The following is a 25,798-nucleotide window of genomic DNA, read 5'->3' on the forward strand; positions in this document are numbered from 1 at the left end:
CAGTATGGCAATTCGTAAACGTTTTATTGCAGGTGCAAAATGCCCATCTTGCCAGGCGCAGGATTCTCTGGCGATGTGGCGTGAAAATAATGTTGATATTGTTGAATGCGTTAAGTGTGGTCATCAGATGCGTGAAGCCGATAAAGCGGCGCGCGAGCATGTTCGCAAAGAAGAGCAAGTGATCGGGATTTTTCATCCGGACTAGCGATATGTCGCAGGTTTTTTTAAGCTAGTGGGTACACGAGTGCAGAATTCCGCTACAATCTGCGCCACTATTCTTCCCATGCTCAGGAGATATCATGAAAGTAGCAAAAGACCTGGTGGTCAGCCTGGCCTATCAGGTACGTACAGAAGACGGTGTGTTGGTTGATGAGTCTCCGGTAAGTGCGCCGCTGGACTACCTGCATGGTCACGGTTCCCTGATCTCTGGCCTGGAAACGGCGCTGGAAGGTCACGATGTTGGCGACAAATTTGACGTTGCTGTAGGCGCTAACGACGCTTACGGTCAGTATGACGAAAACCTGGTGCAGCGCGTTCCTAAAGACGTGTTCATGGGCGTTGACGAACTGCAGGTTGGCATGCGCTTCCTGGCGGAAACCGACCAGGGCCCGGTACCGGTAGAAATCACCGAAGTGGAAGACGACCACGTTGTGGTTGACGGTAACCACATGCTGGCTGGCCAGAACCTGAAATTCAACGTGGAAGTTGTCGCGATTCGTGAAGCAACCGAAGAAGAGCTGGCTCATGGCCACGTTCACGGTGCTAACGGTCACGACCATGACCACGACCACGAAGGTTGCTGCGGTGGCCACGGCCACGACCATGACCATGGTCATGAGCACGGCAAAGGTGGTTGTGGCGGAAATGGCGGCTGCGGTTGCCATTAATCGTCATGCTGGCCCGGTAAGCGTAGCGATACCGGGCGCAAAAAAAGCGGGGAAACCCGCTTTTTTTACGTCTCAATAATGTGGCGGTGGCGTCTCTTCGGACTGAGAGGCAATGTTTGACGGTTGGCTGGCTTTGAGTTTATCCGTCAGCAAACGCAGATGATCGCGTAGTTTAGCCATTTCCATCTCATGAGCGGTCACTGTCACATTGAGTTCTTCAATGGTGATCTCCTGAAAAGCCAGGCGACTCTCCAGTTCAGCCAGGCGAGCTTCCATCGTTATATCCTGCATGATTCACCTCTTTTGTTGTTCCCGGCCGCGGATTCTACTTAACTTTACGGGATTGCACAGTACTCATTAACCTTTCAGGAAACTAAATTAAACAAAAAGAGTCTGAAAAGGGGTGATAATAGGGCGTGTTCGTATGTTGATTTGTTCTACAACGCTTTATAGTACGTTTCTTGTGTAAGTTAACCCTGGGGTGAGATGCCCCGGCCCTGGAGATATGGATGAAATCACTGTTTAAAGTAACGCTGCTGGCGACCACAATGGCCGTTGCTCTGCACGCTCCGATCACTTTCGCTGCTGATGCTGCAAAACCTGCGGCAACTGCCGACAGCAAAGCTGCGTTCAAAAATGACGATCAGAAATCAGCGTATGCGCTGGGTGCTTCTCTGGGTCGTTACATGGAAAACTCCCTGAAGGAACAGGAAAAATTAGGCATTAAACTGGACAAAGATCAGCTGATCGCGGGTGTTCAGGATGCGTTTGCAGACAAGAGCAAATTGTCTGACCAGGAAATCGAACAAACGCTACAGGCGTTTGAAGCTCGCGTGAAGAGCTCCGCTCAGGCGAAGATGGAAAAAGACGCGACTGAAAACGAAACCAAAGGCAAAGCATTCCGCGAGAAATTCGCTAAAGAGAAAGGGGCTAAAACCTCTTCTACTGGCCTCGTCTATAAAGTAGAAAAAGCCGGTACGGGTGATGCGCCGAAAGACAGCGATACTGTGGTGGTGAATTACAAAGGTACGCTGATTGACGGTAAAGAGTTCGATAACTCTTACACCCGTGGTGAGCCGCTCTCTTTCCGTCTGGATGGTGTGATCCCTGGCTGGACTGAAGGTCTGAAGAACATCAAGAAAGGCGGTAAGATCCAACTGGTTATCCCACCGGATCTGGCTTACGGCAAAACTGGCGTTCCGGGCATCCCGGCTAACTCTACGCTGGTATTCGACGTAGAGCTGCTGGACATCAAACCGGCACCGAAAGCGGATGCCGCAGCGCCAGCAGAAGCTGACGCTAAAGCAGCAGATGCTGCTAAAAAATAAAAACTGAGAACCGCCGCCACTATGGCGGCGGTTTTTTAATTGCAGGCCGGATATAATTAGTACTGGAAAGCGGAACGTCCGCTGTATTAATTTAGTTGTCCGCGTAAATAATGAGCCTGCCCTGAAAACATACCGACAGGCTCCTGAAAAGGAGTGTTTTTTTTCATGTCCAGGTCGCTTTTAACCAACGAAACCAGTGAGCTTGATTTACTGGATCAACGTCCTTTCGATCAAACCGACTTCGATATTCTGAAATCCTACGAAGCGGTGGTGGACGGGTTAGCGATGCTCATTGGTTCCCATTGTGAAATCGTATTGCACTCTTTGCAGGATTTGAAATGCTCGGCAATTCGCATTGCTAACGGTGAACACACGGGCCGCAAAATTGGCTCGCCGATTACTGATCTTGCGTTGCGCATGCTGCATGATATGACGGGTGCGGACAGCAGCGTGTCGAAGTGCTACTTTACACGCGCGAAAAGCGGTGTCTTGATGAAGTCGGTGACGATTGCTATTCGCAACCGCGAGCATCGTGTGATTGGTCTACTGTGCATCAACATGAACCTTGATGTACCGTTCTCACAGATTATGAATACCTTCATTCCACCGGAAACGCCGGAAGTGGGTTCCTCCGTTAACTTTGCCTCCTCGGTAGAAGATTTGGTCACGCAAACGCTGGAGTTCACGATTGAAGAAGTGAACGCTGACCGAAACGTGTCTAACAATACGAAGAACCGCCAGATTGTGCTCAACCTCTACGAGAAAGGCATCTTCGATATCAAAGATGCGATTAACCAGGTGGCTGACCGCCTGAACATCTCCAAGCACACGGTATACCTCTACATACGTCAGTTCAAAAGCGGCGATTTTCAGGGACAGGATACTAAGTAATGCGTTTCGCCATTGTGGTCACTGGGCCTGCTTACGGCACACAGCAGGCGAGCAGCGCCTTGCAGTTTGCCCAGGCGGTGCTCAATGAGGGGCACGAACTGAGCAGTGTCTTTTTCTACCAGGACGGTGTCTATAACGCCAACATGCTGACGTCGCCTGCCAGTGACGAATTTGACGTGGTACGTGCCTGGCAACAGCTGAACCAAACGCAGGGTGTGACATTAAACATCTGTGTTGCGGCGGCGTTGCGCCGGGGGATTGTGGATGAAACGGAGTCTGCCAGACTAGGCCTGGCTGCGGCTAACTTACAGCCAGGTTTCATTCTCAGTGGGCTTGGAGCTCTGGCGGAAGCATCGCTGACCTGCGATCGCGTGGTGCAATTTTAATGAAACGCATTGCTTTTGTATTTTCTACTGCGCCGCACGGTAGCGCATCGGGCCGTGAAGGGCTGGATGCGTTGCTGGCAACATCTGCATTAACAGAAGCGCTTGGCGTCTTTTTTATTGGCGATGGCGTTTTTCAGATACTTCAGGGGCAAAAACCTGATGTGGTGTTGGCGCGCGACTACATTGCCACCTTTAAACTGCTGGAACTCTACGACATTGAACAGTGTTGGATCTGCGCCGCCTCTATGCGTGAACGTGGCCTGTCGGAAGACACGCGCTTTGTCATTGATGCGACACTGCTTGAGCCTGAAGCGTTGCGCAATGAGCTTGATGGCTATGACGTTATCCTGAGGTTCTGAGTCCCTTATGTCTATATTGCACACTTTACATCGCTCTGCGTGGCATTCGGATCTCTCCTCTCTTCTTCGTCTGCTCAAAGAAGGGGATGAGATTTTGTTGCTACAGGATGGCGTGATGACCGCTATCGAAGGCAGCCGTTTCCTTGAAAGTTTGCTGAATGCCCCCATTAAGATATACGTGCTGGAAGAAGACATTAAAGCTCGCGGTTTGGGTGGTCAAATTTCAGACAGCGTCGTCAGGGTTGACTATACTGACTTCGTCAGACTTGTGGCGAAACATCCCCGCCAGATGACCTGGTAATTGCGGGATTGTTGTATATTTCTTGACACCTTTTCGACGTCGCCCTAAAATTCTGCGTCCTCATATTGTATGAGGGCGTTTTATTACGTGTTTACGAAGCAAAAGCTAAAACCAGGAGCTATTTAATGGCAACAGTTAACCAGCTGGTACGCAAACCACGCGCACGCAAAGTTGCAAAGAGCAACGTGCCTGCGCTGGAAGCATGCCCGCAGAAACGTGGCGTATGTACTCGTGTATATACTACCACTCCTAAAAAACCGAACTCCGCACTGCGTAAAGTATGTCGTGTTCGTTTGACTAACGGTTTTGAAGTGACTTCCTACATCGGTGGTGAAGGTCACAACCTGCAGGAGCACTCCGTGATCCTGATCCGTGGCGGTCGTGTAAAAGACCTCCCGGGTGTTCGTTACCACACCGTTCGTGGTGCGCTTGACTGCTCCGGCGTTAAAGACCGTAAGCAATCACGCTCCAAGTATGGCGTGAAACGTCCTAAGGCTTAATGGTTCTCCGTTAAGTAAGGCCAAACGTTTTAAATTAATGTCAAACTAAACTCGTAGAGTTTTGGACAATCCTGAATTAACAACGGAGTATTTCCATGCCACGTCGTCGCGTCATTGGTCAGCGTAAAATTCTGCCGGATCCGAAGTTCGGATCAGAACTGCTGGCTAAATTTGTAAATATCCTGATGGTAGATGGTAAAAAATCTACTGCCGAAACTATCGTATACAGCGCGCTTGAGACCCTGGCTCAGCGTTCTGGTAAAAACGAACTGGAAGCTTTCGAAGTAGCTCTCGAAAACGTGCGCCCGACTGTCGAAGTTAAGTCTCGCCGCGTTGGTGGTTCTACTTATCAGGTACCAGTTGAAGTCCGTCCGGTTCGTCGTAATGCTCTGGCAATGCGTTGGATCGTTGAAGCTGCTCGTAAACGCGGTGATAAATCCATGGCTCTGCGCCTGGCGAACGAACTTTCTGATGCTGCAGAAAACAAAGGTACTGCAGTTAAGAAACGTGAAGACGTTCACCGTATGGCAGAAGCCAACAAGGCGTTCGCACACTACCGTTGGTAATCCCTTCGGAGTAATAGTTACCAGGCGGGCGCTTCTTGCAAGCAGCCCGCTTTGGGCTACTTAAATTGAACGCCTAAAAGATAAACGAGGAATCAAATGGCTCGTACAACACCCATCGCACGCTACCGTAACATCGGTATCAGTGCGCACATCGACGCCGGTAAAACCACCACTACCGAACGTATTCTGTTCTACACCGGTGTAAACCATAAAATCGGTGAAGTTCATGACGGCGCAGCTACCATGGACTGGATGGAGCAGGAGCAGGAACGTGGTATTACTATCACTTCCGCAGCGACTACTGCATTCTGGTCAGGTATGGCTAAGCAGTATGAGCCGCATCGCGTAAACATCATCGACACCCCGGGGCACGTTGACTTCACTATCGAAGTAGAACGTTCCATGCGTGTTCTTGATGGTGCGGTAATGGTTTACTGCGCAGTTGGTGGTGTTCAGCCGCAGTCTGAAACCGTATGGCGTCAGGCAAACAAATATAAAGTTCCACGCATTGCGTTCGTTAACAAAATGGACCGCATGGGTGCGAACTTCCTGAAAGTTGTTGGTCAGATCAAAACCCGTCTGGGCGCGAACCCGGTTCCGCTGCAGCTGGCAATTGGTGCTGAAGAAGGTTTCACCGGTGTTGTTGACCTGGTGAAAATGAAAGCCATCAACTGGAACGAAGCAGACGCAGGTGTAACCTTCGAATACGAAGATATCCCGGCTGACATGCAGGAACTGGCTGAAGAATGGCACCAGAACCTGATTGAGTCCGCTGCGGAAGCGTCTGAAGAGCTGATGGAAAAATACCTGGGCGGCGAAGAGCTGACCGAGGAAGAAATCAAGAAAGCTCTGCGTCAGCGCGTTCTGAACAACGAAATCATCCTGGTAACCTGCGGTTCTGCGTTTAAGAACAAAGGTGTTCAGGCGATGCTGGATGCGGTAATCGATTACCTGCCGGCTCCGACTGATGTTCCTGCGATCAACGGTATCCTGGACGACGGTAAAGATACTCCGGCTGAGCGTCACGCAAGTGATGACGAGCCGTTCTCTGCGCTGGCGTTCAAAATCGCTACCGACCCGTTCGTAGGTAACCTGACCTTCTTCCGTGTGTACTCCGGTGTGGTTAACTCTGGTGATACCGTACTGAACTCCGTGAAATCTGCACGTGAGCGTTTCGGTCGTATCGTTCAGATGCACGCTAACAAACGTGAAGAGATCAAAGAAGTTCGCGCAGGCGACATCGCTGCTGCGATCGGTCTGAAAGACGTGACTACTGGTGATACTCTGTGTGATCCGGACAAACCGATCATTCTGGAGCGTATGGAATTCCCTGAGCCGGTAATCTCCATCGCAGTAGAACCGAAAACCAAAGCTGACCAGGAAAAAATGGGTCTGGCTCTGGGTCGTCTGGCTAAAGAAGACCCGTCATTCCGCGTATGGACTGACGAAGAATCTAACCAGACCATCATCGCCGGTATGGGTGAACTGCACCTCGACATCATCGTTGACCGTATGAAGCGTGAATTCAACGTTGAAGCGAACGTCGGTAAACCTCAGGTTGCTTACCGCGAAGCGATTCGTGCGAAAGTTACCGATATCGAAGGTAAGCACGCGAAACAGTCTGGTGGTCGTGGTCAGTATGGTCACGTCGTTATCGACATGTACCCGCTGGAGCCGGGCTCTAACCCGAAAGGTTACGAGTTCGTCAACGACATTAAAGGTGGTGTAATTCCTGGCGAATACATCCCTGCCGTTGATAAAGGCATCCAGGAGCAGTTGAAGTCTGGTCCGCTGGCTGGTTACCCGGTAGTAGACATGGGTGTTCGTCTGCACTTCGGTTCTTACCATGACGTTGACTCCTCTGAACTGGCGTTTAAACTGGCTGCTTCTATCGCCTTTAAAGAAGGCTTTAAGAGAGCAAAACCTGTTCTGCTTGAGCCGATCATGAAGGTTGAAGTAGAGACTCCGGAAGAGAACACTGGTGATGTTATCGGTGACTTGAGCCGTCGTCGCGGTATGCTGCGCGGTCAGGAATCTGAAGTAACTGGCGTTAAGATCCACGCTGAAGTTCCGCTGTCTGAAATGTTCGGATATGCAACTCAGCTGCGTTCTCTGACCAAAGGTCGTGCATCATACACGATGGAATTCCTGAAGTATGATGATGCGCCGAACAACGTTGCTCAGGCCGTAATCGAAGCCCGTGGTAAATAAGCCCCGGGGTTAAAACCTAAGTCCCGTGCTCTCTCCTGAAGGGGAGAGCACTATAGTAAGGAATATAGCCGTGTCTAAAGAAAAATTTGAACGTACAAAACCGCACGTCAACGTTGGTACTATCGGCCACGTCGACCACGGTAAAACTACTCTGACCGCTGCAATCACCACCGTACTGGCTAAAACCTACGGCGGTGCTGCTCGTGCTTTCGACCAGATCGATAACGCACCGGAAGAAAAAGCTCGTGGTATCACCATCAACACGTCTCACGTTGAATATGACACCCCGACTCGCCACTACGCACACGTAGACTGCCCGGGCCACGCCGACTATGTTAAAAACATGATCACCGGTGCTGCGCAGATGGACGGCGCGATCCTGGTTGTTGCTGCGACTGACGGCCCGATGCCGCAGACTCGTGAGCACATCCTGCTGGGTCGTCAGGTAGGCGTTCCGTACATCATCGTGTTCCTGAACAAATGCGACATGGTTGATGACGAAGAGCTGCTGGAACTGGTAGAAATGGAAGTTCGTGAACTTCTGTCTCAGTACGATTTCCCGGGCGACGACACTCCGATCGTTCGTGGTTCTGCTCTGAAAGCGCTGGAAGGCGAAGCAGAGTGGGAAGCGAAAATCATCGAACTGGCTGGCTTCCTGGATTCTTACATCCCGGAACCAGAGCGTGCGATTGACAAGCCGTTCCTGCTGCCTATCGAAGACGTATTCTCCATCTCCGGTCGTGGTACCGTTGTTACCGGTCGTGTAGAGCGCGGTATCGTTAAAGTTGGTGAAGAAGTTGAAATCGTTGGTATCAAAGAGACTGCCAAGTCTACCTGTACTGGCGTTGAAATGTTCCGCAAACTGCTGGACGAAGGCCGTGCTGGTGAGAACGTTGGTGTTCTGCTGCGTGGTATCAAACGTGAAGAAATCGAACGTGGTCAGGTACTGGCTAAGCCGGGTTCCATCAAGCCGCACACCAAGTTCGAATCTGAAGTTTATATCCTGTCCAAAGACGAAGGCGGCCGTCATACTCCGTTCTTCAAAGGCTACCGTCCGCAGTTCTACTTCCGTACTACTGACGTGACTGGTACCATCGAACTGCCAGAAGGCGTAGAGATGGTAATGCCGGGCGACAACATCAAAATGGTTGTTACCCTGATTCACCCGATCGCGATGGACGACGGTCTGCGTTTCGCAATCCGTGAAGGCGGCCGTACCGTTGGCGCGGGCGTTGTTGCTAAAGTAATGAGCTAATTATTTAATAATTAGTTTTGAGCTTAAAAAGGGCGCTACGGCGCCCTTTTTGCTGCCTGGCATTTAGCCTGTCATATTTATTCGCATTTTTTATTGCTCTCCGGCTGCGTCTATATATTTGTGCTATTGTAATCATAACTATTCTCATTTACACTTTGCGCAGAAATTGAACGGGAGCGATCATGTACGTTTGTTTGTGTAATGGTGTCAGTGATAAAAAAATCCGTCAGGCGGTACGTCAGTTTCATCCACAATCTTTTCAACAATTGCGTAAGTTTATTGCTATTGGAAATCAATGTGGTAAGTGTGTTCGGGCTGCTCGTGAAGTGATGCAGGACGAATTGACACAGATACCGGAATTTAAAGAGATCGCCTGAGTCACATTCTTTTTTTTGACATCCCTGTAGCCCCATCTACTCTTCAAAGAGTGGAAGCGGAGGGACTATAAAATGAAAGGTGATGTTAAAATCATAAGTTATCTCAATAAACTATTGGGTAATGAGCTTGTCGCGATCAACCAGTATTTTCTCCATGCTCGTATGTTTAAAAATTGGGGCCTGATTCGCCTCAATGATGTCGAATACCATGAGTCCATTGATGAGATGAAGCACGCTGATAAGTACATCGAGCGTATCTTGTTTTTGGAGGGCATTCCAAATTTGCAGGATCTTGGCAAGCTAGGCATTGGTGAAGATGTCGAAGAGATGCTGCAATCCGACCTTCGGCTTGAACTTGAAGGCGCAAAAGATCTACGTGAAGCTATCGCTTACGCAGATACCGTCCATGATTATGTCAGCAGGGATATGATGATTGAAATTCTTGCCGATGAAGAAGGGCACATCGACTGGCTGGAAACCGAGCTGGATTTAATTTCGAAACTTGGCTTGCAAAATTATCTGCAATCACAAATTAAAGTCGTAGACTAACTCTCCGGCATCAGTGTTTTCCATCCTATGATAAAACCCGCAGCCGCCATGTATGGCCCAAAAGGCAGCGGGTTTTTTAATACCGCCCTACCATACCTGAAGTAATCCGTCCCCACCGCGGCGCAGGCCAAAAAAGCGGCAATAAACACCAGCATGGGTAATGACTGCCATTCATGCCATGCGCCCAGGGCGGCAAGAAACTTCACATCGCCATAGCCCAACCCTTCTTGTCGGTAAGCCAGACGATAACCCCAGTACAGAAGAGCGAACAGGACATACCCCGCTACGGCTCCCCATAGGGCAGCGGACAAACGTGCGGGCAGCAAAAGCTGATGGTAAATGAGACCGCTCCAAAGAAGAGGGCAGGTTAATCTATCGGGTAAAAAACCCGTTCGTAAATCGGTGATCCACAGACGCCCTGATAAAAAAGGTATGTGAGTAGAAAAGGAAGCGTAGAGTACATGGATAACTCCTGAGTAGACAGTGAGACCACATTAGCGGCGACAGCTTTTCATGCAATGTTGTATCTGCCGTTTTGTTTCCTTCGTTCCGCAGAAAAAATGAAATTTGGAATTCGTACAGACAGGATGGAAGGGCGCCTGCATTGTCGAAAAAATGATTAATATCTACGCGGCGCTTGCGTAAGACTGAGATTTACGTATAATGCGCGGGCTTGTCTAATATTGACAGCGGTTCGATATGAGCCACAGGTACTGCGAAAGCGATACCAGACAATGTTCCCAATCGGGGAACTCTGTAAGAACGGTTACACTCTCCCATCAATCGTAATGGGTTTGAGGAGTAACTATTTCGTCTATAAAATAATTGGAGCTCTGGTCTCATGCAGAACCAAAGAATCCGTATCCGTTTGAAAGCGTTTGATCATCGTCTGATCGATCAATCAACCGCGGAAATCGTCGAGACTGCTAAGCGCACTGGTGCGCAAGTTCGTGGTCCGATCCCGCTGCCGACCCGCAAAGAGCGCTTTACCGTTCTGATCTCCCCGCACGTTAACAAAGACGCGCGTGATCAGTACGAAATTCGCACTCACAAGCGTCTGGTTGACATCGTTGAGCCAACTGAAAAAACCGTTGATGCTCTGATGCGTCTGGACCTGGCTGCCGGTGTAGACGTGCAGATCAGCCTGGGTTAATCAGGTCATCGAGCGATTGAGAGGTTGATACAATGATTGGTTTAGTCGGTAAAAAAGTGGGTATGACCCGCATCTTCACTGAAGATGGCGTATCTATCCCAGTAACCGTAATCGAAGTTGAAGCAAACCGCGTTACTCAGGTTAAAGATCTGGCTAACGATGGCTACCGCGCTGTTCAGGTTACCACCGGTGCTAAAAAAGCTAACCGTGTAACTAAGCCGGAAGCTGGCCACTTTGCTAAAGCTGGCGTAGAAGCTGGCCGCGGCCTGTGGGAGTTCCGTCTGGCAGATGGTGAAGAATTCACCGTAGGTCAGAGCATTAGCGTTGAACTGTTTGCTGACGTTAAAAAAGTTGACGTAACCGGTACCTCTAAAGGTAAAGGTTTCGCTGGTACCGTTAAGCGCTGGAACTTCCGTACCCAGGACGCTACTCACGGTAACTCCTTGTCTCACCGCGTTCCGGGTTCTATCGGTCAGAACCAGACTCCGGGCAAAGTGTTCAAAGGCAAGAAAATGGCAGGTCAGATGGGTAACGAGCGTGTCACCGTTCAGAGCCTTGACGTAGTACGCGTTGACGCTGAGCGCAACCTGCTGCTGGTTAAAGGTGGTGTTCCGGGTGCGACCGGTTGCGACCTGATCGTTAAACCAGCTGTGAAGGCGTAAGGGGATAGCAATGGAATTAGTATTGAAAGACGCGCAGAGCGCGCTGACTGTTTCCGAAACTACCTTCGGTCGTGATTTCAACGAAGCGCTGGTTCACCAGGTTGTTGTTGCTTATGCAGCTGGTGCTCGTCAGGGTACTCGTGCTCAGAAGACTCGTGCTGAAGTAACTGGTTCAGGCAAAAAGCCGTGGCGCCAGAAAGGTACCGGCCGTGCGCGTTCAGGTTCTATCAAGAGCCCGATCTGGCGTTCCGGTGGCGTGACCTTCGCTGCTCGCCCGCAGGACCACAGTCAAAAAGTTAACAAAAAGATGTACCGCGGCGCGCTGAAAAGCATTCTGTCCGAACTGGTACGTCAGGATCGTCTGATCGTTGTCGAATCATTCTCTGTAGAAGCGCCTAAAACTAAGCTGCTGGCACAGAAACTGAAAGACATGGCTCTGGAAGATGTGCTGATCATCACCGGTGAGCTGGACGAGAACCTGTTCCTGGCTGCGCGCAACCTGCACAAGGTTGACGTACGCGATGCAACTGGTATCGACCCGGTTAGCCTGATCGCCTTCGACAAAGTCGTAATGACTGCTGATGCTGTTAAGCAAGTTGAGGAGATGCTGGCATGATTCGTGAAGAACGTTTGCTGAAGGTGCTGCGTGCACCGCACGTTTCTGAAAAAGCGTCTGCTGCGATGGAAAAAACCAATACCATCGTTCTCAAAGTTGCTAAAGACGCGACCAAAGCAGAAATCAAAGCTGCTGTGCAGAAACTGTTTGAAGTCGAAGTCGAAGTCGTTAACACCCTGGTAGTTAAAGGGAAAGTTAAACGTCACGGACAGCGTATCGGTCGTCGTAGCGACTGGAAAAAAGCTTACGTCACCCTGAAGGAAGGCCAGAATCTGGACTTCGTTGGCGGCGCTGAGTAAGTCGGAGGAGTAATACAATGGCAGTTGTTAAATGTAAACCGACATCTCCGGGTCGTCGCCACGTCGTTAAAGTGGTTAACCCTGAGCTGCACAAGGGCAAACCTTTTGCTCCGTTGCTGGAAAAAAACAGCAAATCCGGTGGTCGTAACAACAATGGCCGTATCACCACTCGTCATATTGGTGGTGGCCACAAGCAGGCATACCGTCTGGTTGACTTCAAACGCAACAAAGATGGTATCCCGGCAGTTGTTGAACGTCTTGAGTACGATCCGAACCGTTCCGCGAACATCGCGCTGGTTCTGTACAAAGATGGCGAACGCCGTTACATCCTGGCCCCTAAAGGCCTGAAAGCTGGCGACCAGATTCAGTCTGGCGTTGATGCTGCAATCAAAGCAGGTAACACCCTGCCGATGCGCAATATCCCGGTTGGTTCTACCGTTCATAACGTAGAAATGAAACCAGGTAAAGGCGGTCAGCTGGCTCGTTCCGCTGGTACTTACGTTCAGATCGTTGCTCGTGATGGTGCTTATGTCACCCTGCGTCTGCGTTCTGGTGAAATGCGTAAAGTCGAAGCAGACTGCCGTGCAACTCTGGGCGAAGTTGGCAATGCTGAGCATATGCTGCGCGTTCTGGGTAAAGCAGGTGCTGCACGCTGGCGTGGTGTTCGTCCTACCGTTCGCGGTACTGCGATGAACCCAGTCGACCACCCACATGGTGGTGGTGAAGGTCGTAACTTTGGTAAGCACCCGGTAACTCCGTGGGGCGTTCAGACCAAAGGTAAGAAGACCCGCAGCAACAAGCGTACTGATAAATTCATCGTACGTCGCCGTAGCAAATAATTTTAGAGGATAAGCCATGCCACGTTCTCTCAAGAAAGGTCCTTTTATTGACCTGCACTTGCTGAAGAAGGTAGAGAAAGCGGTGGAAAGCGGAGACAAGAAGCCCCTGCGCACTTGGTCCCGTCGTTCAACGATCTTTCCTAACATGATCGGTTTGACCATCGCTGTCCATAATGGTCGTCAGCACGTTCCGGTATTTGTTTCCGATGAAATGGTCGGTCACAAACTGGGTGAATTCGCACCGACTCGTACTTATCGCGGCCACGCTGCTGATAAAAAAGCGAAGAAGAAATAAGGTAGGAGGAAGAGATGGAAACTTTAGCTCAACATCGCCATGCTCGTTCTTCTGCTCAGAAGGTTCGCCTTGTTGCAGACCTGATTCGCGGTAAGAAAGTGTCGCAGGCCCTGGATATTCTGACCTACACCAATAAGAAAGCGGCTGTACTGGTCAAGAAAGTTCTGGAATCTGCCATTGCTAACGCTGAACACAACGATGGCGCTGACATTGACGATCTGAAAGTTACGAAAATTTTCGTAGACGAAGGCCCGAGCATGAAGCGCATTATGCCGCGTGCAAAAGGTCGTGCAGATCGCATCCTGAAGCGCACCAGCCACATTACTGTGGTTGTGTCCGATCGCTGAGACTCTGGAGACTAGCAATGGGTCAGAAAGTACATCCTAATGGTATTCGCCTGGGTATTGTAAAACCATGGAACTCAACCTGGTTTGCGAACACCAAAGAATTCGCTGACAACCTGGACAGCGATTTTAAAGTACGTCAGTACCTGACTAAGGAACTGGCTAAAGCGTCTGTATCTCGTATCGTTATCGAGCGTCCGGCTAAGAGCATCCGTGTGACTATTCACACCGCTCGTCCGGGTATCGTTATCGGTAAGAAAGGCGAAGACGTAGAAAAACTGCGCAAAGTCGTAGCTGATATTGCTGGCGTTCCTGCCCAGATCAATATCGCCGAAGTGCGTAAGCCTGAACTGGACGCAAAATTGGTTGCTGACAGCATCACTTCTCAGCTGGAACGTCGCGTTATGTTCCGTCGTGCTATGAAGCGTGCTGTACAGAACGCAATGCGTCTGGGCGCGAAAGGTATTAAAGTTGAAGTTAGCGGCCGTCTGGGCGGCGCGGAAATTGCACGTACCGAATGGTACCGCGAAGGTCGCGTTCCTCTGCACACTCTGCGTGCTGACATCGACTACAACACCTCTGAAGCGCACACCACTTACGGTGTAATCGGCGTTAAAGTGTGGATCTTCAAAGGCGAGATCCTGGGTGGTATGGCTGCTGTTGAACAACCGGAAAAACCGGCTGCTCAACCTAAAAAGCAGCAGCGTAAAGGCCGTAAATAAGGAGCGTCGCTGATGTTACAACCAAAGCGTACAAAATTCCGTAAAATGCACAAAGGCCGTAACCGCGGTCTGGCGCAGGGTACGGATGTTAGCTTCGGCAGCTTCGGTCTGAAAGCTGTTGGCCGTGGTCGTCTGACTGCCCGTCAGATCGAAGCAGCACGTCGTGCTATGACCCGTGCAGTTAAGCGTCAAGGTAAGATCTGGATCCGTGTATTCCCGGACAAACCGATCACTGAAAAGCCGCTGGCAGTGCGTATGGGTAAAGGTAAAGGTAACGTGGAGTATTGGGTTGCCTTGATTCAGCCGGGTAAAGTCCTGTATGAAATGGACGGCGTACCGGAAGAGCTGGCCCGTGAAGCATTCAAGCTGGCAGCAGCGAAACTGCCGATTAAAACCACCTTTGTAACTAAGACGGTGATGTAATGAAAGCAAAAGAGCTGCGTGAGAAGAGTGTTGAAGAGCTGAACACCGAGCTGCTGAATCTGCTACGTGAGCAGTTCAACCTGCGTATGCAGGCTGCAAGTGGCCAGCTGCAACAGTCTCACCTGTTGAAGCAAGTGCGTCGTGATGTCGCACGCGTTAAGACTTTACTGACTGAGAAGGCGGGTGCGTAATGACCGATAAAATCCGTACTCTGCAAGGTCGCGTTGTTAGCGACAAAATGGAGAAATCCATTGTTGTTGCTATCGAACGTTTTGTGAAACACCCGATCTACGGTAAATTCATTAAGCGTACGACCAAACTGCACGTACATGACGAGAACAACGAATGCGGTACTGGTGACGTGGTTGAAATCCGCGAATGCCGTCCGCTGTCCAAGACTAAGTCCTGGACGCTGGTTCGCGTTGTAGAGAAAGCTATTCTGTAATAGAGTATGCATTCTCAACGAATAAACGGCTCAGCAGTGAGCCGTTTATTTTTTCTACCCATATCGTTTGAGCGGTGTTATAATGCTGCGCCCTCAATATGGGGCTTTTTAATGACCTGATATTCGGGTCTCAGTAGTAGTTGACATTAGCGGAGCACTAAAATGATCCAAGAACAGACTATGCTGAACGTCGCCGACAACTCCGGTGCACGTCGCGTAATGTGTATCAAGGTTCTGGGTGGCTCGCACCGTCGCTACGCAGGCGTAGGCGACATCATCAAGATCACCATCAAGGAAGCAATTCCGCGTGGTAAGGTCAAAAAAGGTGATGTGCTGAAGGCGGTAGTGGTGCGCACCAAGAAGGGTGTTCGTCGCCCGGACGGTTCTGTCATTCGCTTCGATGGTAATGCATGCGTTATTTTAAACAATAACAGTGAGCAGCCTATCGGTACGCGTATTTTTGGGCCGGTAACTCGTGAACTTCGCAACGAGAAGTTCATGAAAATTATCTCTCTGGCACCAGAAGTACTCTAAGGAGCGAATCATGGCAGCGAAAATCCGTCGTGATGACGAAGTTATCGTGTTAACCGGTAAAGATAAAGGTAAACGCGGTAAAGTAAAAAATGTCCTGTCTTCCGGCAAGGTCATTGTTGAAGGTATCAACCTGGTTAAGAAACATCAGAAGCCGGTTCCGGCCCTGAACCAACCAGGCGGCATTGTAGAGAAAGAAGCAGCTATTCAGATCTCTAACCTTGCTATCTTCAACGCGGCAACCGGCAAGGCCGACCGTGTAGGCTTTAGATTCGAAGACGGCAAAAAAGTCCGTTTCTTCAAGTCTAACAGCGAAACTATCAAGTAATTTGGAGTAGTACGATGGCGAAACTGCATGATTACTACAAAGACGAAGTAGTCGCTAAACTCATGACTGAGTTTAACTACAATTCTGTCATGCAAGTCCCTCGGGTCGAGAAGATCACCCTGAACATGGGTGTTGGTGAAGCGATCGCTGACAAGAAACTGCTGGATAACGCAGCAGCTGATCTGACAGCAATCTCCGGTCAAAAACCGTTGATCACCAAAGCACGCAAATCAGTTGCAGGCTTCAAAATCCGTCAGGGCTATCCGATCGGCTGTAAAGTAACTCTGCGTGGCGAACGCATGTGGGAGTTCTTTGAGCGCCTGATCACTATTGCTGTTCCACGTATCCGTGACTTCCGTGGCTTGTCCGCTAAGTCTTTCGACGGTCGTGGTAACTACAGCATGGGTGTCCGTGAGCAGATCATCTTCCCAGAAATCGACTACGATAAAGTCGACCGCGTGCGTGGTTTGGATATTACCATTACCACTACTGCGAAATCTGACGAAGAAGGCCGTGCTCTGCTGGCTGCCTTTGACTTCCCGTTCCGCAAGTAAGGTAGGGTTACTAATGGCTAAGCAATCAATGAAAGCACGCGAAGTAAAACGCGTAGCTTTAGCTGATAAATACTTCGCGAAACGCGCTGAACTGAAAGCGATCATCTCTGATGTGAACGCTTCCGACGAAGATCGTTGGAATGCCGTTCTTAAGCTGCAGACTCTGCCGCGTGATTCCAGCCCGTCTCGTCAGCGTAACCGCTGCCGTCAAACAGGTCGTCCACATGGTTATGTGGGCAAGTTCGGGTTGAGCCGTATTAAGCTGCGTGAAGCCGCCATGCGCGGTGAAGTACCAGGCTTGAAAAAGGCTAGCTGGTAATTGTCACCAATTGAATCACGGGAGTAAAGACAGATGAGCATGCAAGATCCGATCGCGGATATGCTGACCCGTATCCGTAACGGTCAGGCCGCGAACAAAGCTGCGGTCACCATGCCTTCCTCCAAGCTGAAAGTGGCAATTGCCAACGTGCTGAAGGAAGAAGGTTTTATTGAAGATTTTAAAGTTGAAGGCGACACCAAGCCGGAACTGGAACTGACTCTTAAGTATTTCCAGGGTAAAGCTGTTGTAGAAAGCATTCAGCGTGTCAGCCGCCCAGGTCTGCGCATCTACAAACGTAAAGATGAGCTGCCGAAAGTTATGGCCGGCATGGGTATCGCAGTTGTTTCTACCTCTAAAGGTGTTATGACTGATCGTGCAGCGCGCCAAGCTGGTCTTGGTGGCGAAATTATCTGCTACGTAGCCTAATCGGAGGAAAAAATGTCTCGTGTTGCTAAAGCACCGGTCGTTGTTCCTGCCGGCGTTGATGTAAAAATCAACGGTCAGGTTATTACGATCAAAGGTAAAAACGGCGAGCTGACTCGTACTCTCAACGATGCTGTTGAAGTTAATCATGCAGATAATGCACTGACCTTCGGTCCGCGTGATGGTTACGCAGACGGTTGGGCTCAGGCTGGTACCGCGCGTGCCCTGCTGAACTCAATGGTTATCGGTGTTACCGAAGGCTTCACTAAGAAGCTGCAGCTGGTTGGTGTAGGTTATCGTGCAGCGGTCAAAGGGAATGTAGTAAACCTGTCTCTGGGTTTCTCTCACCCTGTTGATCATGAGCTGCCGGCAGGGATTACTGCAGAATGCCCGACTCAAACTGAAATCGTGCTGAAAGGCGCTGATAAGCAGGTGATCGGTCAGGTTGCAGCAGATCTGCGTGCCTACCGTCGTCCTGAGCCTTACAAAGGCAAGGGTGTTCGTTACGCCGACGAAGTCGTGCGTACCAAAGAGGCTAAGAAGAAGTAAGGTAACACTATGGATAAGAAATCTGCTCGTATCCGTCGTGCGACCCGCGCACGCCGCAAGCTCAAAGAGCTGGGCGCAACTCGCCTGGTGGTACATCGTACCCCGCGTCATATTTACGCACAGGTAATTGCACCGAACGGTTCTGAAGTTCTGGTAGCTGCTTCTACTGTAGAAAAAGCTATCGCTGAACAACTGAAGTACACCGGTAACAAAGACGCTGCTGCAGCTGTGGGTAAAGCTGTCGCCGAACGCGCTCTGGAAAAAGGCATCAAAGATGTTTCCTTTGACCGTTCCGGGTTCCAATATCATGGTCGTGTCCAGGCACTGGCAGATGCTGCCCGTGAAGCTGGCCTTCAGTTCTAAGGTAGAGGTGTAAGATGGCTCACATCGAAAAACAAGCTGGCGAACTGCAGGAAAAGCTGATCGCGGTAAACCGCGTATCTAAAACCGTTAAAGGTGGTCGTATTTTCTCCTTCACAGCTCTGACTGTTGTTGGTGATGGTAATGGCCGCGTTGGTTTTGGTTACGGTAAAGCACGCGAAGTTCCGGCAGCGATCCAGAAAGCGATGGAAAAAGCTCGTCGCAATATGATTAACGTCGCGCTGAACCACGGCACCCTGCAGCACCCGGTTAAGGGTACTCACACGGGTTCTCGTGTATTCATGCAGCCGGCTTCCGAAGGTACCGGTATCATCGCCGGTGGTGCAATGCGCGCCGTCCTGGAAGTCGCTGGAGTTCGTAACGTTCTGGCTAAAGCGTATGGTTCCACCAACCCGATTAACGTGGTTCGTGCAACTATCGATGGTCTGGAAAATATGAAATCTCCGGAAATGGTCGCTGCCAAGCGTGGTAAATCCGTTGAAGAAATTCTGGGGAAATAAACCATGGCAAAGACTATTAAAATTACTCAAACCCGCAGTGCAATCGGTCGTCTGCCGAAACACAAGGCAACGCTGCTTGGCCTGGGTCTGCGTCGTATTGGTCACACCGTAGAACGCGAGGATACTCCTGCTGTTCGTGGTATGGTCAACGCGGTTTCCTTCATGGTTAAAGTTGAGGAGTAAGAGATGCGTTTAAATACTCTGTCTCCGGCCGAAGGCTCCAAAAAGGCGGGTAAACGCCTGGGTCGTGGTATCGGTTCTGGCCTCGGTAAAACCGGTGGTCGTGGTCACAAAGGTCAGAAGTCTCGTTCTGGCGGTGGCGTACGTCGCGGTTTCGAGGGTGGTCAGATGCCTCTGTACCGTCGTCTGCCGAAATTCGGCTTCACTTCTCGTAAAGCAGCGATTACAGCCGAAGTTCGTCTGTCTGACCTGGCTAAAGTAGAAGGCGGCGTTGTAGACCTGAACACGCTGAAAGCAGCTAACATTATCGGTATCCAGATCGAGTTCGCGAAAGTGATCCTGGCTGGTGAAGTTTCAACTCCGGTAACTGTTCGTGGCCTGCGTGTTACTAAAGGCGCTCGTGCTGCTATCGAAGCTGCTGGCGGTAAAATCGAGGAATAAGTAGCAGATGGCTAAACAACCGGGATTAGATTTTCAAAGTGCCAAAGGTGGCTTAGGCGAGCTGAAACGCAGACTGCTGTTTGTAATCGGCGCGCTGATTGTGTTCCGTATTGGCTCTTTCATTCCGATCCCTGGTATTGATGCCGCTGTACTTGCCAAACTGCTTGAGCAACAGCGAGGCACCATCATTGAAATGTTCAACATGTTCTCTGGTGGTGCTCTCAGCCGTGCTTCTATCTTTGCTCTGGGTATCATGCCGTATATTTCGGCATCGATTATTATCCAGCTGCTGACGGTGGTTCACCCAACGTTGGCAGAAATCAAGAAAGAAGGGGAGTCTGGTCGTCGTAAGATCAGCCAGTACACCCGCTACGGTACTCTGGTGTTGGCGATATTCCAGTCGATCGGTATTGCTACCGGTTTGCCGAATATGCCTGGTATGCAGGGCCTGGTAATGAACCCGGGCTTTGCATTCTATTTCACCGCTGTTGTGAGTCTGGTTACAGGGACTATGTTCCTGATGTGGCTCGGCGAACAGATTACTGAACGTGGTATCGGTAACGGTATCTCGATCATTATCTTCGCCGGTATCGTTGCGGGACTCCCGCCAGCCATTGCCCATACTATCGAGCAAGCGCGTCAAGGCGACCTGCACTTCCTCGTGTTGCTGTTGGTTGCAGTATTAGTATTTGCAGTGACGTTCTTTGTTGTATTTGTTGAGCGTGGTCAACGCCGCATTGTGGTAAACTACGCGAAACGTCAGCAAGGTCGTCGTGTCTATGCTGCACAGAGCACACATTTACCGCTGAAAGTGAATATGGCGGGGGTTATCCCGGCAATTTTCGCTTCCAGTATCATTCTGTTCCCAGCAACCATCGCGTCATGGTTCGGGGGCGGAACCGGTTGGAACTGGCTGACAACAATTTCGCTGTATTTGCAGCCTGGGCAACCGCTTTATGTGTTACTCTATGCGTCTGCAATCATATTCTTCTGTTTCTTCTACACGGCGTTGGTTTTCAACCCGCGTGAAACAGCAGATAACCTGAAGAAGTCCGGTGCATTTGTACCAGGAATTCGTCCGGGAGAGCAAACGGCGAAGTATATCGATAAAGTAATGACCCGTCTGACCCTGGTCGGTGCGCTCTACATTACCTTTATCTGCCTGATCCCGGAGTTCATGCGTGATGCAATGAAAGTACCGTTCTACTTCGGTGGGACCTCACTGCTTATCGTTGTTGTCGTGATTATGGACTTTATGGCTCAAGTGCAAACTCTAATGATGTCAAGTCAGTACGAGTCTGCATTGAAGAAGGCGAACCTGAAAGGCTACGGCCGATAATTGGTCGCCCGAGAAGTTACGGAGAGTAAAAATGAAAGTTCGTGCTTCCGTCAAGAAATTATGCCGTAACTGCAAAATCGTTAAGCGTGATGGTGTCATCCGTGTGATTTGCAGTGCCGAGCCGAAGCATAAACAGCGCCAAGGCTGATTTATTCGCATATTTTTCTTGCAAAGTTGGGTTGAGCTGGCTAGATTAGCCAGCCAATCTTTTGTATGTCTGTGCGTTTCCATTTGAGTATCCTGAAAACGGGCTTTTCAGCATGGTGCGTACATATTAAATAGTAGGAGTGCATAGTGGCCCGTATAGCAGGCATTAACATTCCTGATCAGAAACATGCTGTGATCGCATTAACTTCGATCTACGGCGTCGGCAAGACCCGTTCCAAGGCCATTTTGGCTGCAGCGGGTATCGCTGAAGATGTTAAGATCAGTGAGCTGTCTGAAGAACAAATCGACACGCTGCGTGACGAAGTTGCCAAATTTGTCGTTGAAGGTGATCTGCGCCGTGAAGTTAGCATGAGCATCAAGCGCCTTATGGACCTTGGTTGCTATCGCGGTTTGCGTCATCGTCGTGGTCTCCCGGTTCGCGGTCAGCGTACCAAGACCAACGCACGTACCCGTAAGGGTCCGCGCAAACCGATCAAGAAATAATCGGGGTGATTGAATAATGGCAAAGGCACCAATTCGTGCACGTAAACGTGTAAGAAAACAAGTCTCTGACGGCGTGGCTCATATCCATGCTTCTTTCAACAACACCATCGTGACTATCACTGATCGTCAGGGTAACGCGCTGGGTTGGGCAACAGCCGGTGGTTCCGGTTTCCGTGGTTCTCGCAAATCCACTCCGTTTGCAGCTCAGGTTGCAGCAGAGCGTTGCGCTGACGCCGTAAAAGAATACGGCATCAAGAATCTGGAAGTTATGGTCAAAGGACCGGGTCCAGGTCGCGAATCTACTATTCGTGCACTGAACGCCGCTGGTTTCCGCATCACTAATATTACTGATGTGACTCCGATCCCTCATAACGGTTGTCGTCCGCCGAAAAAACGCCGCGTATAACGCTGTCGTTTCCAGGTTTGTTGGAGAAAGAAAATGGCAAGATATTTGGGTCCTAAGCTCAAGCTGAGCCGTCGTGAGGGCACCGACTTATTCCTTAAGTCTGGCGTTCGCGCGATCGATACCAAGTGTAAAATTGAACAAGCTCCTGGCCAGCACGGTGCGCGTAAACCGCGTCTGTCTGACTATGGTGTGCAGTTGCGTGAAAAGCAAAAAGTTCGCCGTATCTACGGTGTGCTGGAGCGTCAGTTCCGTAACTACTACAAAGAAGCAGCACGTCTGAAAGGCAACACCGGTGAAAACCTGTTGGCTCTGCTGGAAGGTCGTCTGGACAACGTTGTATACCGTATGGGCTTCGGCGCCACTCGTGCAGAAGCACGTCAGCTGGTAAGCCATAAAGCAATTATGGTAAACGGTCGTGTTGTTAACATCGCTTCTTATCAGGTTAGTCCGAATGACGTTGTTAGCATTCGTGAGAAAGCGAAGAAGCAGTCTCGCGTGAAAGCCGCTCTGGAGCTGGCTGAGCAGCGTGAAAAGCCAACCTGGCTGGAAGTTGATGCTGGCAAGATGGAAGGTACGTTTAAGCGTAAGCCTGAGCGTTCTGATCTGTCTGCGGACATTAACGAACACCTGATCGTCGAGCTTTACTCCAAGTAAAGCTTAGTACCAAAGAGAGGACACAATGCAGGGTTCTGTGACAGAGTTTCTAAAACCGCGCCTGGTAGATATCGAGCAAGTGAGTTCGACGCACGCCAAGGTGACCCTTGAGCCTTTAGAGCGTGGCTTTGGCCATACTCTGGGTAACGCACTGCGCCGTATTCTGCTCTCATCGATGCCGGGTTGCGCGGTGACCGAGGTTGAGATTGATGGTGTACTACATGAGTACAGCACCAAAGAAGGCGTTCAGGAAGATATCCTGGAAATCCTGCTCAACCTGAAAGGGCTGGCGGTGAGAGTTCAGGGTAAAGATGAAGTTATTCTTACCTTGAATAAATCTGGCATTGGCCCTGTGACTGCAGCCGATATCACCCATGATGGGGATGTCGAAATCGTCAAGCCGCAGCACGTGATCTGCCACCTGACCGATGAGAACGCGTCTATTAGCATGCGTATCAAAGTTCAGCGCGGTCGTGGTTATGTGCCGGCTTCTACCCGAATTCATTCGGAAGAAGATGAGCGCCCAATCGGCCGTCTGCTGGTCGACGCATGCTACAGCCCTGTAGAGCGTATTGCCTACAATGTTGAAGCAGCGCGTGTAGAACAGCGTACCGACCTGGACAAGCTGGTCATCGAAATGGAAACCAACGGCACAATCGATCCTGAAGAGGCGATTCGTCGTGCGGCAACCATTCTGGCTGAACAACTGGAAGCTTTTGTTGACTTACGTGATGTACGTCAGCCTGAAGTGAAAGAAGAGAAACCAGAATTCGATCCGATCCTGCTGCGCCCTGTTGACGATCTGGAATTGACTGTCCGCTCTGCTAACTGCCTTAAAGCAGAAGCTATCCACTATATCGGTGATCTGGTACAGCGTACTGAGGTTGAGCTTCTTAAGACGCCTAACCTTGGTAAAAAATCTCTTACTGAGATTAAAGACGTGCTGGCTTCCCGTGGACTGTCTCTGGGCATGCGCCTGGAAAACTGGCCACCGGCAAGCATCGCTGACGAGTAACCGGATCACAGGTTAAGGTTTTACTGAGAAGGATAAGGTCATGCGCCATCGTAAGAGTGGTCGTCAACTGAACCGCAACAGCAGCCATCGCCAGGCAATGTTCCGCAACATGGCAGGTTCACTGGTTCGTCATGAAATCATCAAGACGACCCTGCCTAAAGCGAAAGAGCTGCGCCGCGTAGTTGAGCCGCTGATTACTCTTGCCAAGACTGATAGCGTAGCTAATCGTCGTCTGGCATTCGCCCGCACTCGTGATAACGAGATCGTGGCAAAACTGTTTAACGAGCTGGGCCCGCGTTTCGCGAGCCGCGCCGGTGGTTACACTCGCATTCTGAAGTGTGGCTTCCGTGCAGGCGACAACGCGCCGATGGCATACATCGAGCTGGTTGATCGCTCTGAATCGAAAGCAGAAGCTGCTGCAGAGTAATCTGTAGTAACGTAAAAAAACCCGCCCCGGCGGGTTTTTTTATATCCGTTGTATCCCCACTTGCCTACAATATCTGTACTCTTTTTGTTCATCCCCTGGAGTATTTATGTGGTTACTTGACCAGTGGGCAGAGCGCCATATTGTCGATGCACAATCCAAAGGCGAGTTTGATAACCTTCCTGGTAGCGGGAAAGCACTCATTCTTGATGATGACTCGCATGTCCCCGAAGATCTTCGTGTTGGTTATCGTTTATTAAAAAATGCAGGATGCCTGCCTCCTGAGCTGGAACACCGCAGAGAGGCCATTCAGTTACTTGATATGCTCAAGGGTATCAAGCAGGACGACCCGCAGTATCAGGAAGTTAGCCGACGTCTGTCATTGCTTGAGTTAAAATTGAGACAGGCTGGTTTGAGTACTGAGTTTTTACGTGGAGCATATGCAGACAAACTGATGCATAAAATCAACGATCAATAACGGAGTTCTTATGTACCGCATTGGTGAACTGGCAAAACTGGCGGAAGTGACCCCTGATACCATCCGCTATTATGAAAAGCAGCAAATGATGGAGCATGAAGTGCGCACCGAAGGGGGATTTCGGCTTTATACCGAAAGTGATCTCCAACGGCTTAAATTTATTCGTTATGCGCGCCAGCTTGGTTTTACGCTTGAGTCGATCCGCGAGCTACTTTCGATCCGTGTTGATCCGGAACACCATACGTGTCAGGAATCGAAGGGGATTGTGCAGGAGCGACTGAAAGAAGTGGAAGCCAGAATTGCAGAACTGCAAACTATGCAGCGTTCACTGCAAAGACTCAATGATGCCTGCTGTGGCAAGGCGCACAGTAGCGTCTATTGTTCGATTCTGGAGGCCCTGGAACAGGGGGCTAGTGGAGTCAAAACGGGCTGTTGATTTATTGAACGCAGGCGCTTACACTCGCGCCGTAAAACATATCACTGGAGAAATTATGAGTCGTTATCAGCATACGAAAGGGCAGATAAAGGACAATGCCATTGAAGCATTACTGCATGACCCTTTGTTCAGGCAGCGCGTAGAAAAAAATAAGAAAGGGAAAGGAAGTTATCAGCGGAAGGGTAAGAATGGCAATCGGGGTAACTGGGAGGCCAGTGGCAAGAGCGTAAATCACGTTCTTACCACTGGCCTTCTGTTTTCAGAGACGTGTTAAGAACGCGTATTTTGCTCTTTCAGCAGGTCGCGGATTTCGGTAAGTAACACTTCTTCTTTTGTTGGTGCAGGTGCTGCAGCTGGTTCTTCTTTCTTACGATTGAGTTGATTGATCAGTTTGATTGCCATAAAGATGGCGAATGCAACAATCACGAAATCAATGATGTTCTGAATGAATACACCATAGTGCATGACGACCGCCGGGATATCTCCCTGTGCAGCACGCAATGTGACAGCAAATTGTTTAAAGTCGATCCCGCCAATTAATAATCCCAGAGGGGGCATGATGATATCGGCAACCAGTGATGAAACAATTTTACCGAATGCCGCACCAATAATGACACCCACCGCCAAATCCACAACATTCCCGCGCATCGCGAATTCGCGAAATTCTTTAATTATGCTCATTTTATTCTCCCTAAGCAGCTGACGAGTCTAAGTTTAACAAATGTTAAAGTATTTTCCATTTATGGATATTCTCTTTAGGAAAATAAATTAAACCTTGATA

General features: G+C 50.0%; 46 protein-coding genes and 1 pseudogene. 44 read left to right on the forward strand and 3 right to left on the reverse strand.

Annotated elements, in window-relative coordinates; all coding sequences use genetic code 11:
• Nucleotides 1-4 precede the first annotated feature (4 nt).
• A complete protein-coding gene (locus tag AC07UY_RS06220) occupies nt 5-205 on the forward strand; it encodes a YheV family putative zinc ribbon protein (protein ID WP_192610765.1) in 201 nt (66 codons plus the stop codon).
• Between the two features lie 94 nt (nt 206-299).
• The gene (slyD, locus tag AC07UY_RS06225) at nt 300-887 is read left to right on the forward strand and encodes a peptidylprolyl isomerase (protein WP_203359765.1); all 588 of its coding nucleotides are present in this window, start codon (nt 300-302) and stop codon (nt 885-887) included.
• A gap of 72 nt (nt 888-959) precedes the next feature.
• On the opposite strand, the gene AC07UY_RS06230 is transcribed toward slyD, so the two are convergent.
• Nucleotides 960-1,178: a protein SlyX gene (locus AC07UY_RS06230; protein WP_162383486.1), complete on the reverse strand. Its 219-nt coding sequence runs from the start codon at nt 1,176-1,178 to the stop codon at nt 960-962.
• 218 nt (nt 1,179-1,396) lie between these two features.
• On the opposite strand from AC07UY_RS06230, the gene fkpA reads away from it, so the two are divergent.
• The 11 genes from fkpA to bfr all read left to right on the forward strand — a co-directional run bounded on the left by fkpA (nt 1,397) and on the right by bfr (nt 9,610).
• On the forward strand, nt 1,397-2,215 hold the full coding sequence (gene fkpA / locus AC07UY_RS06235; protein ID WP_271443968.1) for an FKBP-type peptidyl-prolyl cis-trans isomerase: 819 nt from the start codon (nt 1,397-1,399) through the stop codon (nt 2,213-2,215).
• A 165-nt stretch (nt 2,216-2,380) separates the two neighbouring features.
• Nucleotides 2,381-3,106, forward strand: coding sequence for a helix-turn-helix transcriptional regulator (locus AC07UY_RS06240; protein WP_192610769.1), 726 nt, complete (start codon nt 2,381-2,383; stop codon nt 3,104-3,106).
• The gene (gene tusD / locus AC07UY_RS06245) at nt 3,106-3,492 is read left to right on the forward strand and encodes a sulfurtransferase complex subunit TusD (protein WP_494659755.1); all 387 of its coding nucleotides are present in this window, start codon (nt 3,106-3,108) and stop codon (nt 3,490-3,492) included. Before AC07UY_RS06240 ends, tusD begins: the two co-directional genes overlap by 1 nt.
• On the forward strand, nt 3,492-3,851 hold the full coding sequence (tusC, locus tag AC07UY_RS06250; RefSeq protein ID WP_494659756.1) for a sulfurtransferase complex subunit TusC: 360 nt from the start codon (nt 3,492-3,494) through the stop codon (nt 3,849-3,851). Before tusD ends, tusC begins: the two co-directional genes overlap by 1 nt.
• Nucleotides 3,852-3,864: 13 nt before the next feature.
• Complete coding sequence (gene tusB, locus AC07UY_RS06255) at nt 3,865-4,152, forward strand: sulfurtransferase complex subunit TusB (protein WP_494659777.1); 288 nt, start codon at nt 3,865-3,867, stop codon at nt 4,150-4,152.
• 125 nt (nt 4,153-4,277) lie between these two features.
• Complete coding sequence (gene rpsL / locus AC07UY_RS06260; RefSeq protein WP_003023654.1) at nt 4,278-4,652, forward strand: 30S ribosomal protein S12; 375 nt, start codon at nt 4,278-4,280, stop codon at nt 4,650-4,652.
• Between the two features lie 95 nt (nt 4,653-4,747).
• Complete coding sequence (gene rpsG / locus AC07UY_RS06265; protein ID WP_003023657.1) at nt 4,748-5,218, forward strand: 30S ribosomal protein S7; 471 nt, start codon at nt 4,748-4,750, stop codon at nt 5,216-5,218.
• A gap of 96 nt (nt 5,219-5,314) precedes the next feature.
• Nucleotides 5,315-7,429, forward strand: a complete 2,115-nt coding sequence (fusA, locus tag AC07UY_RS06270) for an elongation factor G (RefSeq protein WP_203359769.1) — start codon at nt 5,315-5,317, stop codon at nt 7,427-7,429.
• A gap of 70 nt (nt 7,430-7,499) precedes the next feature.
• Nucleotides 7,500-8,684 carry an elongation factor Tu gene (gene tuf, locus AC07UY_RS06275; protein WP_192610773.1) on the forward strand — a complete coding sequence of 395 codons (1,185 nt, stop codon included), beginning with the start codon at nt 7,500-7,502 and terminating at the stop codon, nt 8,682-8,684.
• A gap of 182 nt (nt 8,685-8,866) precedes the next feature.
• Nucleotides 8,867-9,061 (forward strand): bacterioferritin-associated ferredoxin, encoded by a 195-nt coding sequence (bfd, locus tag AC07UY_RS06280; RefSeq protein WP_162383480.1) that lies wholly within the window; start codon nt 8,867-8,869, stop codon nt 9,059-9,061.
• Nucleotides 9,062-9,133: 72 nt separating this feature from the next.
• The gene (gene bfr, locus AC07UY_RS06285) at nt 9,134-9,610 is read left to right on the forward strand and encodes a bacterioferritin (protein WP_203359771.1); all 477 of its coding nucleotides are present in this window, start codon (nt 9,134-9,136) and stop codon (nt 9,608-9,610) included.
• Here bfr and AC07UY_RS06290 read toward each other — a convergent pair.
• Nucleotides 9,607-10,073, reverse strand: a pseudogene (locus AC07UY_RS06290) (prepilin peptidase). The gene bfr and the pseudogene AC07UY_RS06290 overlap by 4 nt on opposite strands.
• 378 nt (nt 10,074-10,451) lie before the next feature.
• On the opposite strand from AC07UY_RS06290, the gene rpsJ reads away from it, so the two are divergent.
• From rpsJ to AC07UY_RS06445, 31 genes are all read left to right on the forward strand, one after another.
• The gene (gene rpsJ, locus AC07UY_RS06295) at nt 10,452-10,763 is read left to right on the forward strand and encodes a 30S ribosomal protein S10 (RefSeq protein ID WP_001181005.1); all 312 of its coding nucleotides are present in this window, start codon (nt 10,452-10,454) and stop codon (nt 10,761-10,763) included.
• Nucleotides 10,764-10,795: 32 nt separating this feature from the next.
• Nucleotides 10,796-11,425: a 50S ribosomal protein L3 gene (gene rplC / locus AC07UY_RS06300; protein WP_162383477.1), complete on the forward strand. Its 630-nt coding sequence runs from the start codon at nt 10,796-10,798 to the stop codon at nt 11,423-11,425.
• A gap of 10 nt (nt 11,426-11,435) precedes the next feature.
• The gene (gene rplD, locus AC07UY_RS06305; RefSeq protein WP_003031119.1) at nt 11,436-12,041 is read left to right on the forward strand and encodes a 50S ribosomal protein L4; all 606 of its coding nucleotides are present in this window, start codon (nt 11,436-11,438) and stop codon (nt 12,039-12,041) included.
• Nucleotides 12,038-12,340: a 50S ribosomal protein L23 gene (gene rplW / locus AC07UY_RS06310; protein WP_004868363.1), complete on the forward strand. Its 303-nt coding sequence runs from the start codon at nt 12,038-12,040 to the stop codon at nt 12,338-12,340. Before rplD ends, rplW begins: the two co-directional genes overlap by 4 nt.
• Nucleotides 12,341-12,357: 17 nt before the next feature.
• Nucleotides 12,358-13,179: a 50S ribosomal protein L2 gene (gene rplB, locus AC07UY_RS06315; protein WP_039076813.1), complete on the forward strand. Its 822-nt coding sequence runs from the start codon at nt 12,358-12,360 to the stop codon at nt 13,177-13,179.
• Between the two features lie 16 nt (nt 13,180-13,195).
• Complete coding sequence (gene rpsS, locus AC07UY_RS06320) at nt 13,196-13,474, forward strand: 30S ribosomal protein S19 (RefSeq protein ID WP_001138115.1); 279 nt, start codon at nt 13,196-13,198, stop codon at nt 13,472-13,474.
• A 14-nt stretch (nt 13,475-13,488) separates the two neighbouring features.
• A complete protein-coding gene (rplV, locus tag AC07UY_RS06325; protein WP_000448832.1) occupies nt 13,489-13,821 on the forward strand; it encodes a 50S ribosomal protein L22 in 333 nt (110 codons plus the stop codon).
• A 17-nt stretch (nt 13,822-13,838) separates the two neighbouring features.
• Complete coding sequence (gene rpsC / locus AC07UY_RS06330; protein WP_000529945.1) at nt 13,839-14,540, forward strand: 30S ribosomal protein S3; 702 nt, start codon at nt 13,839-13,841, stop codon at nt 14,538-14,540.
• Between the two features lie 12 nt (nt 14,541-14,552).
• Nucleotides 14,553-14,963, forward strand: coding sequence for a 50S ribosomal protein L16 (rplP, locus tag AC07UY_RS06335; RefSeq protein ID WP_000941212.1), 411 nt, complete (start codon nt 14,553-14,555; stop codon nt 14,961-14,963).
• Nucleotides 14,963-15,154 carry a 50S ribosomal protein L29 gene (rpmC, locus tag AC07UY_RS06340; RefSeq protein ID WP_000644742.1) on the forward strand — a complete coding sequence of 64 codons (192 nt, stop codon included), beginning with the start codon at nt 14,963-14,965 and terminating at the stop codon, nt 15,152-15,154. Before rplP ends, rpmC begins: the two co-directional genes overlap by 1 nt.
• The gene (gene rpsQ / locus AC07UY_RS06345) at nt 15,154-15,408 is read left to right on the forward strand and encodes a 30S ribosomal protein S17 (protein ID WP_017460070.1); all 255 of its coding nucleotides are present in this window, start codon (nt 15,154-15,156) and stop codon (nt 15,406-15,408) included. The genes rpmC and rpsQ overlap by 1 nt, the downstream gene beginning before the upstream one ends.
• Before the next feature lie 162 nt (nt 15,409-15,570).
• Nucleotides 15,571-15,942: a 50S ribosomal protein L14 gene (gene rplN, locus AC07UY_RS06350; protein WP_000613954.1), complete on the forward strand. Its 372-nt coding sequence runs from the start codon at nt 15,571-15,573 to the stop codon at nt 15,940-15,942.
• 10 nt (nt 15,943-15,952) lie between these two features.
• Nucleotides 15,953-16,267 (forward strand): 50S ribosomal protein L24, encoded by a 315-nt coding sequence (gene rplX, locus AC07UY_RS06355; RefSeq protein WP_003031122.1) that lies wholly within the window; start codon nt 15,953-15,955, stop codon nt 16,265-16,267.
• A 14-nt stretch (nt 16,268-16,281) separates the two neighbouring features.
• Nucleotides 16,282-16,821 (forward strand): 50S ribosomal protein L5, encoded by a 540-nt coding sequence (rplE, locus tag AC07UY_RS06360; protein ID WP_003031123.1) that lies wholly within the window; start codon nt 16,282-16,284, stop codon nt 16,819-16,821.
• Nucleotides 16,822-16,834: 13 nt separating this feature from the next.
• A complete protein-coding gene (gene rpsN, locus AC07UY_RS06365) occupies nt 16,835-17,140 on the forward strand; it encodes a 30S ribosomal protein S14 (protein WP_012135425.1) in 306 nt (101 codons plus the stop codon).
• Between the two features lie 33 nt (nt 17,141-17,173).
• Nucleotides 17,174-17,566, forward strand: coding sequence for a 30S ribosomal protein S8 (gene rpsH / locus AC07UY_RS06370; protein ID WP_003031127.1), 393 nt, complete (start codon nt 17,174-17,176; stop codon nt 17,564-17,566).
• A gap of 12 nt (nt 17,567-17,578) precedes the next feature.
• Nucleotides 17,579-18,112, forward strand: a complete 534-nt coding sequence (rplF, locus tag AC07UY_RS06375; RefSeq protein ID WP_162383475.1) for a 50S ribosomal protein L6 — start codon at nt 17,579-17,581, stop codon at nt 18,110-18,112.
• Nucleotides 18,113-18,121: 9 nt separating this feature from the next.
• The gene (rplR, locus tag AC07UY_RS06380; RefSeq protein WP_000358956.1) at nt 18,122-18,475 is read left to right on the forward strand and encodes a 50S ribosomal protein L18; all 354 of its coding nucleotides are present in this window, start codon (nt 18,122-18,124) and stop codon (nt 18,473-18,475) included.
• 14 nt (nt 18,476-18,489) lie between these two features.
• Nucleotides 18,490-18,993 (forward strand): 30S ribosomal protein S5, encoded by a 504-nt coding sequence (gene rpsE, locus AC07UY_RS06385; protein WP_003031131.1) that lies wholly within the window; start codon nt 18,490-18,492, stop codon nt 18,991-18,993.
• Between the two features lie 3 nt (nt 18,994-18,996).
• Complete coding sequence (rpmD, locus tag AC07UY_RS06390; RefSeq protein WP_001140434.1) at nt 18,997-19,176, forward strand: 50S ribosomal protein L30; 180 nt, start codon at nt 18,997-18,999, stop codon at nt 19,174-19,176.
• A 3-nt stretch (nt 19,177-19,179) separates the two neighbouring features.
• On the forward strand, nt 19,180-19,614 hold the full coding sequence (gene rplO, locus AC07UY_RS06395; protein WP_162383474.1) for a 50S ribosomal protein L15: 435 nt from the start codon (nt 19,180-19,182) through the stop codon (nt 19,612-19,614).
• 7 nt (nt 19,615-19,621) lie between these two features.
• Nucleotides 19,622-20,953 (forward strand): preprotein translocase subunit SecY, encoded by a 1,332-nt coding sequence (gene secY, locus AC07UY_RS06400; protein WP_001118864.1) that lies wholly within the window; start codon nt 19,622-19,624, stop codon nt 20,951-20,953.
• A gap of 31 nt (nt 20,954-20,984) precedes the next feature.
• Complete coding sequence (rpmJ, locus tag AC07UY_RS06405) at nt 20,985-21,101, forward strand: 50S ribosomal protein L36 (protein ID WP_000868187.1); 117 nt, start codon at nt 20,985-20,987, stop codon at nt 21,099-21,101.
• A 146-nt stretch (nt 21,102-21,247) separates the two neighbouring features.
• Nucleotides 21,248-21,604, forward strand: a complete 357-nt coding sequence (gene rpsM, locus AC07UY_RS06410) for a 30S ribosomal protein S13 (RefSeq protein WP_003031135.1) — start codon at nt 21,248-21,250, stop codon at nt 21,602-21,604.
• A 16-nt stretch (nt 21,605-21,620) separates the two neighbouring features.
• A complete protein-coding gene (gene rpsK, locus AC07UY_RS06415) occupies nt 21,621-22,010 on the forward strand; it encodes a 30S ribosomal protein S11 (protein ID WP_001029684.1) in 390 nt (129 codons plus the stop codon).
• A gap of 33 nt (nt 22,011-22,043) precedes the next feature.
• Entirely contained in the window at nt 22,044-22,664 is a 621-nt protein-coding gene (gene rpsD / locus AC07UY_RS06420; RefSeq protein WP_000135224.1) for a 30S ribosomal protein S4, read from the forward strand.
• Nucleotides 22,665-22,689: 25 nt separating this feature from the next.
• Complete coding sequence (locus AC07UY_RS06425; protein WP_001162094.1) at nt 22,690-23,679, forward strand: DNA-directed RNA polymerase subunit alpha; 990 nt, start codon at nt 22,690-22,692, stop codon at nt 23,677-23,679.
• A gap of 40 nt (nt 23,680-23,719) precedes the next feature.
• Complete coding sequence (gene rplQ, locus AC07UY_RS06430) at nt 23,720-24,106, forward strand: 50S ribosomal protein L17 (protein ID WP_001216372.1); 387 nt, start codon at nt 23,720-23,722, stop codon at nt 24,104-24,106.
• Nucleotides 24,107-24,212: 106 nt separating this feature from the next.
• Nucleotides 24,213-24,581, forward strand: a complete 369-nt coding sequence (locus AC07UY_RS06435) for a DnaJ family domain-containing protein (protein ID WP_494659758.1) — start codon at nt 24,213-24,215, stop codon at nt 24,579-24,581.
• Between the two features lie 10 nt (nt 24,582-24,591).
• Nucleotides 24,592-25,017: a Zn(2+)-responsive transcriptional regulator gene (zntR, locus tag AC07UY_RS06440; protein WP_203359774.1), complete on the forward strand. Its 426-nt coding sequence runs from the start codon at nt 24,592-24,594 to the stop codon at nt 25,015-25,017.
• A 55-nt stretch (nt 25,018-25,072) separates the two neighbouring features.
• Nucleotides 25,073-25,291, forward strand: coding sequence for an alternative ribosome-rescue factor A (locus AC07UY_RS06445; protein WP_494700806.1), 219 nt, complete (start codon nt 25,073-25,075; stop codon nt 25,289-25,291).
• Here the strand turns inward: AC07UY_RS06445 and mscL are convergent.
• Entirely contained in the window at nt 25,288-25,698 is a 411-nt protein-coding gene (gene mscL, locus AC07UY_RS06450; RefSeq protein ID WP_203359776.1) for a large-conductance mechanosensitive channel protein MscL, read from the reverse strand. The genes AC07UY_RS06445 and mscL overlap by 4 nt on opposite strands.
• Nucleotides 25,699-25,798: the final 100 nt, after the last annotated feature.

It is taken from the genome of Citrobacter sp. GW821-FHT02E08, assembly GCF_059421685.1.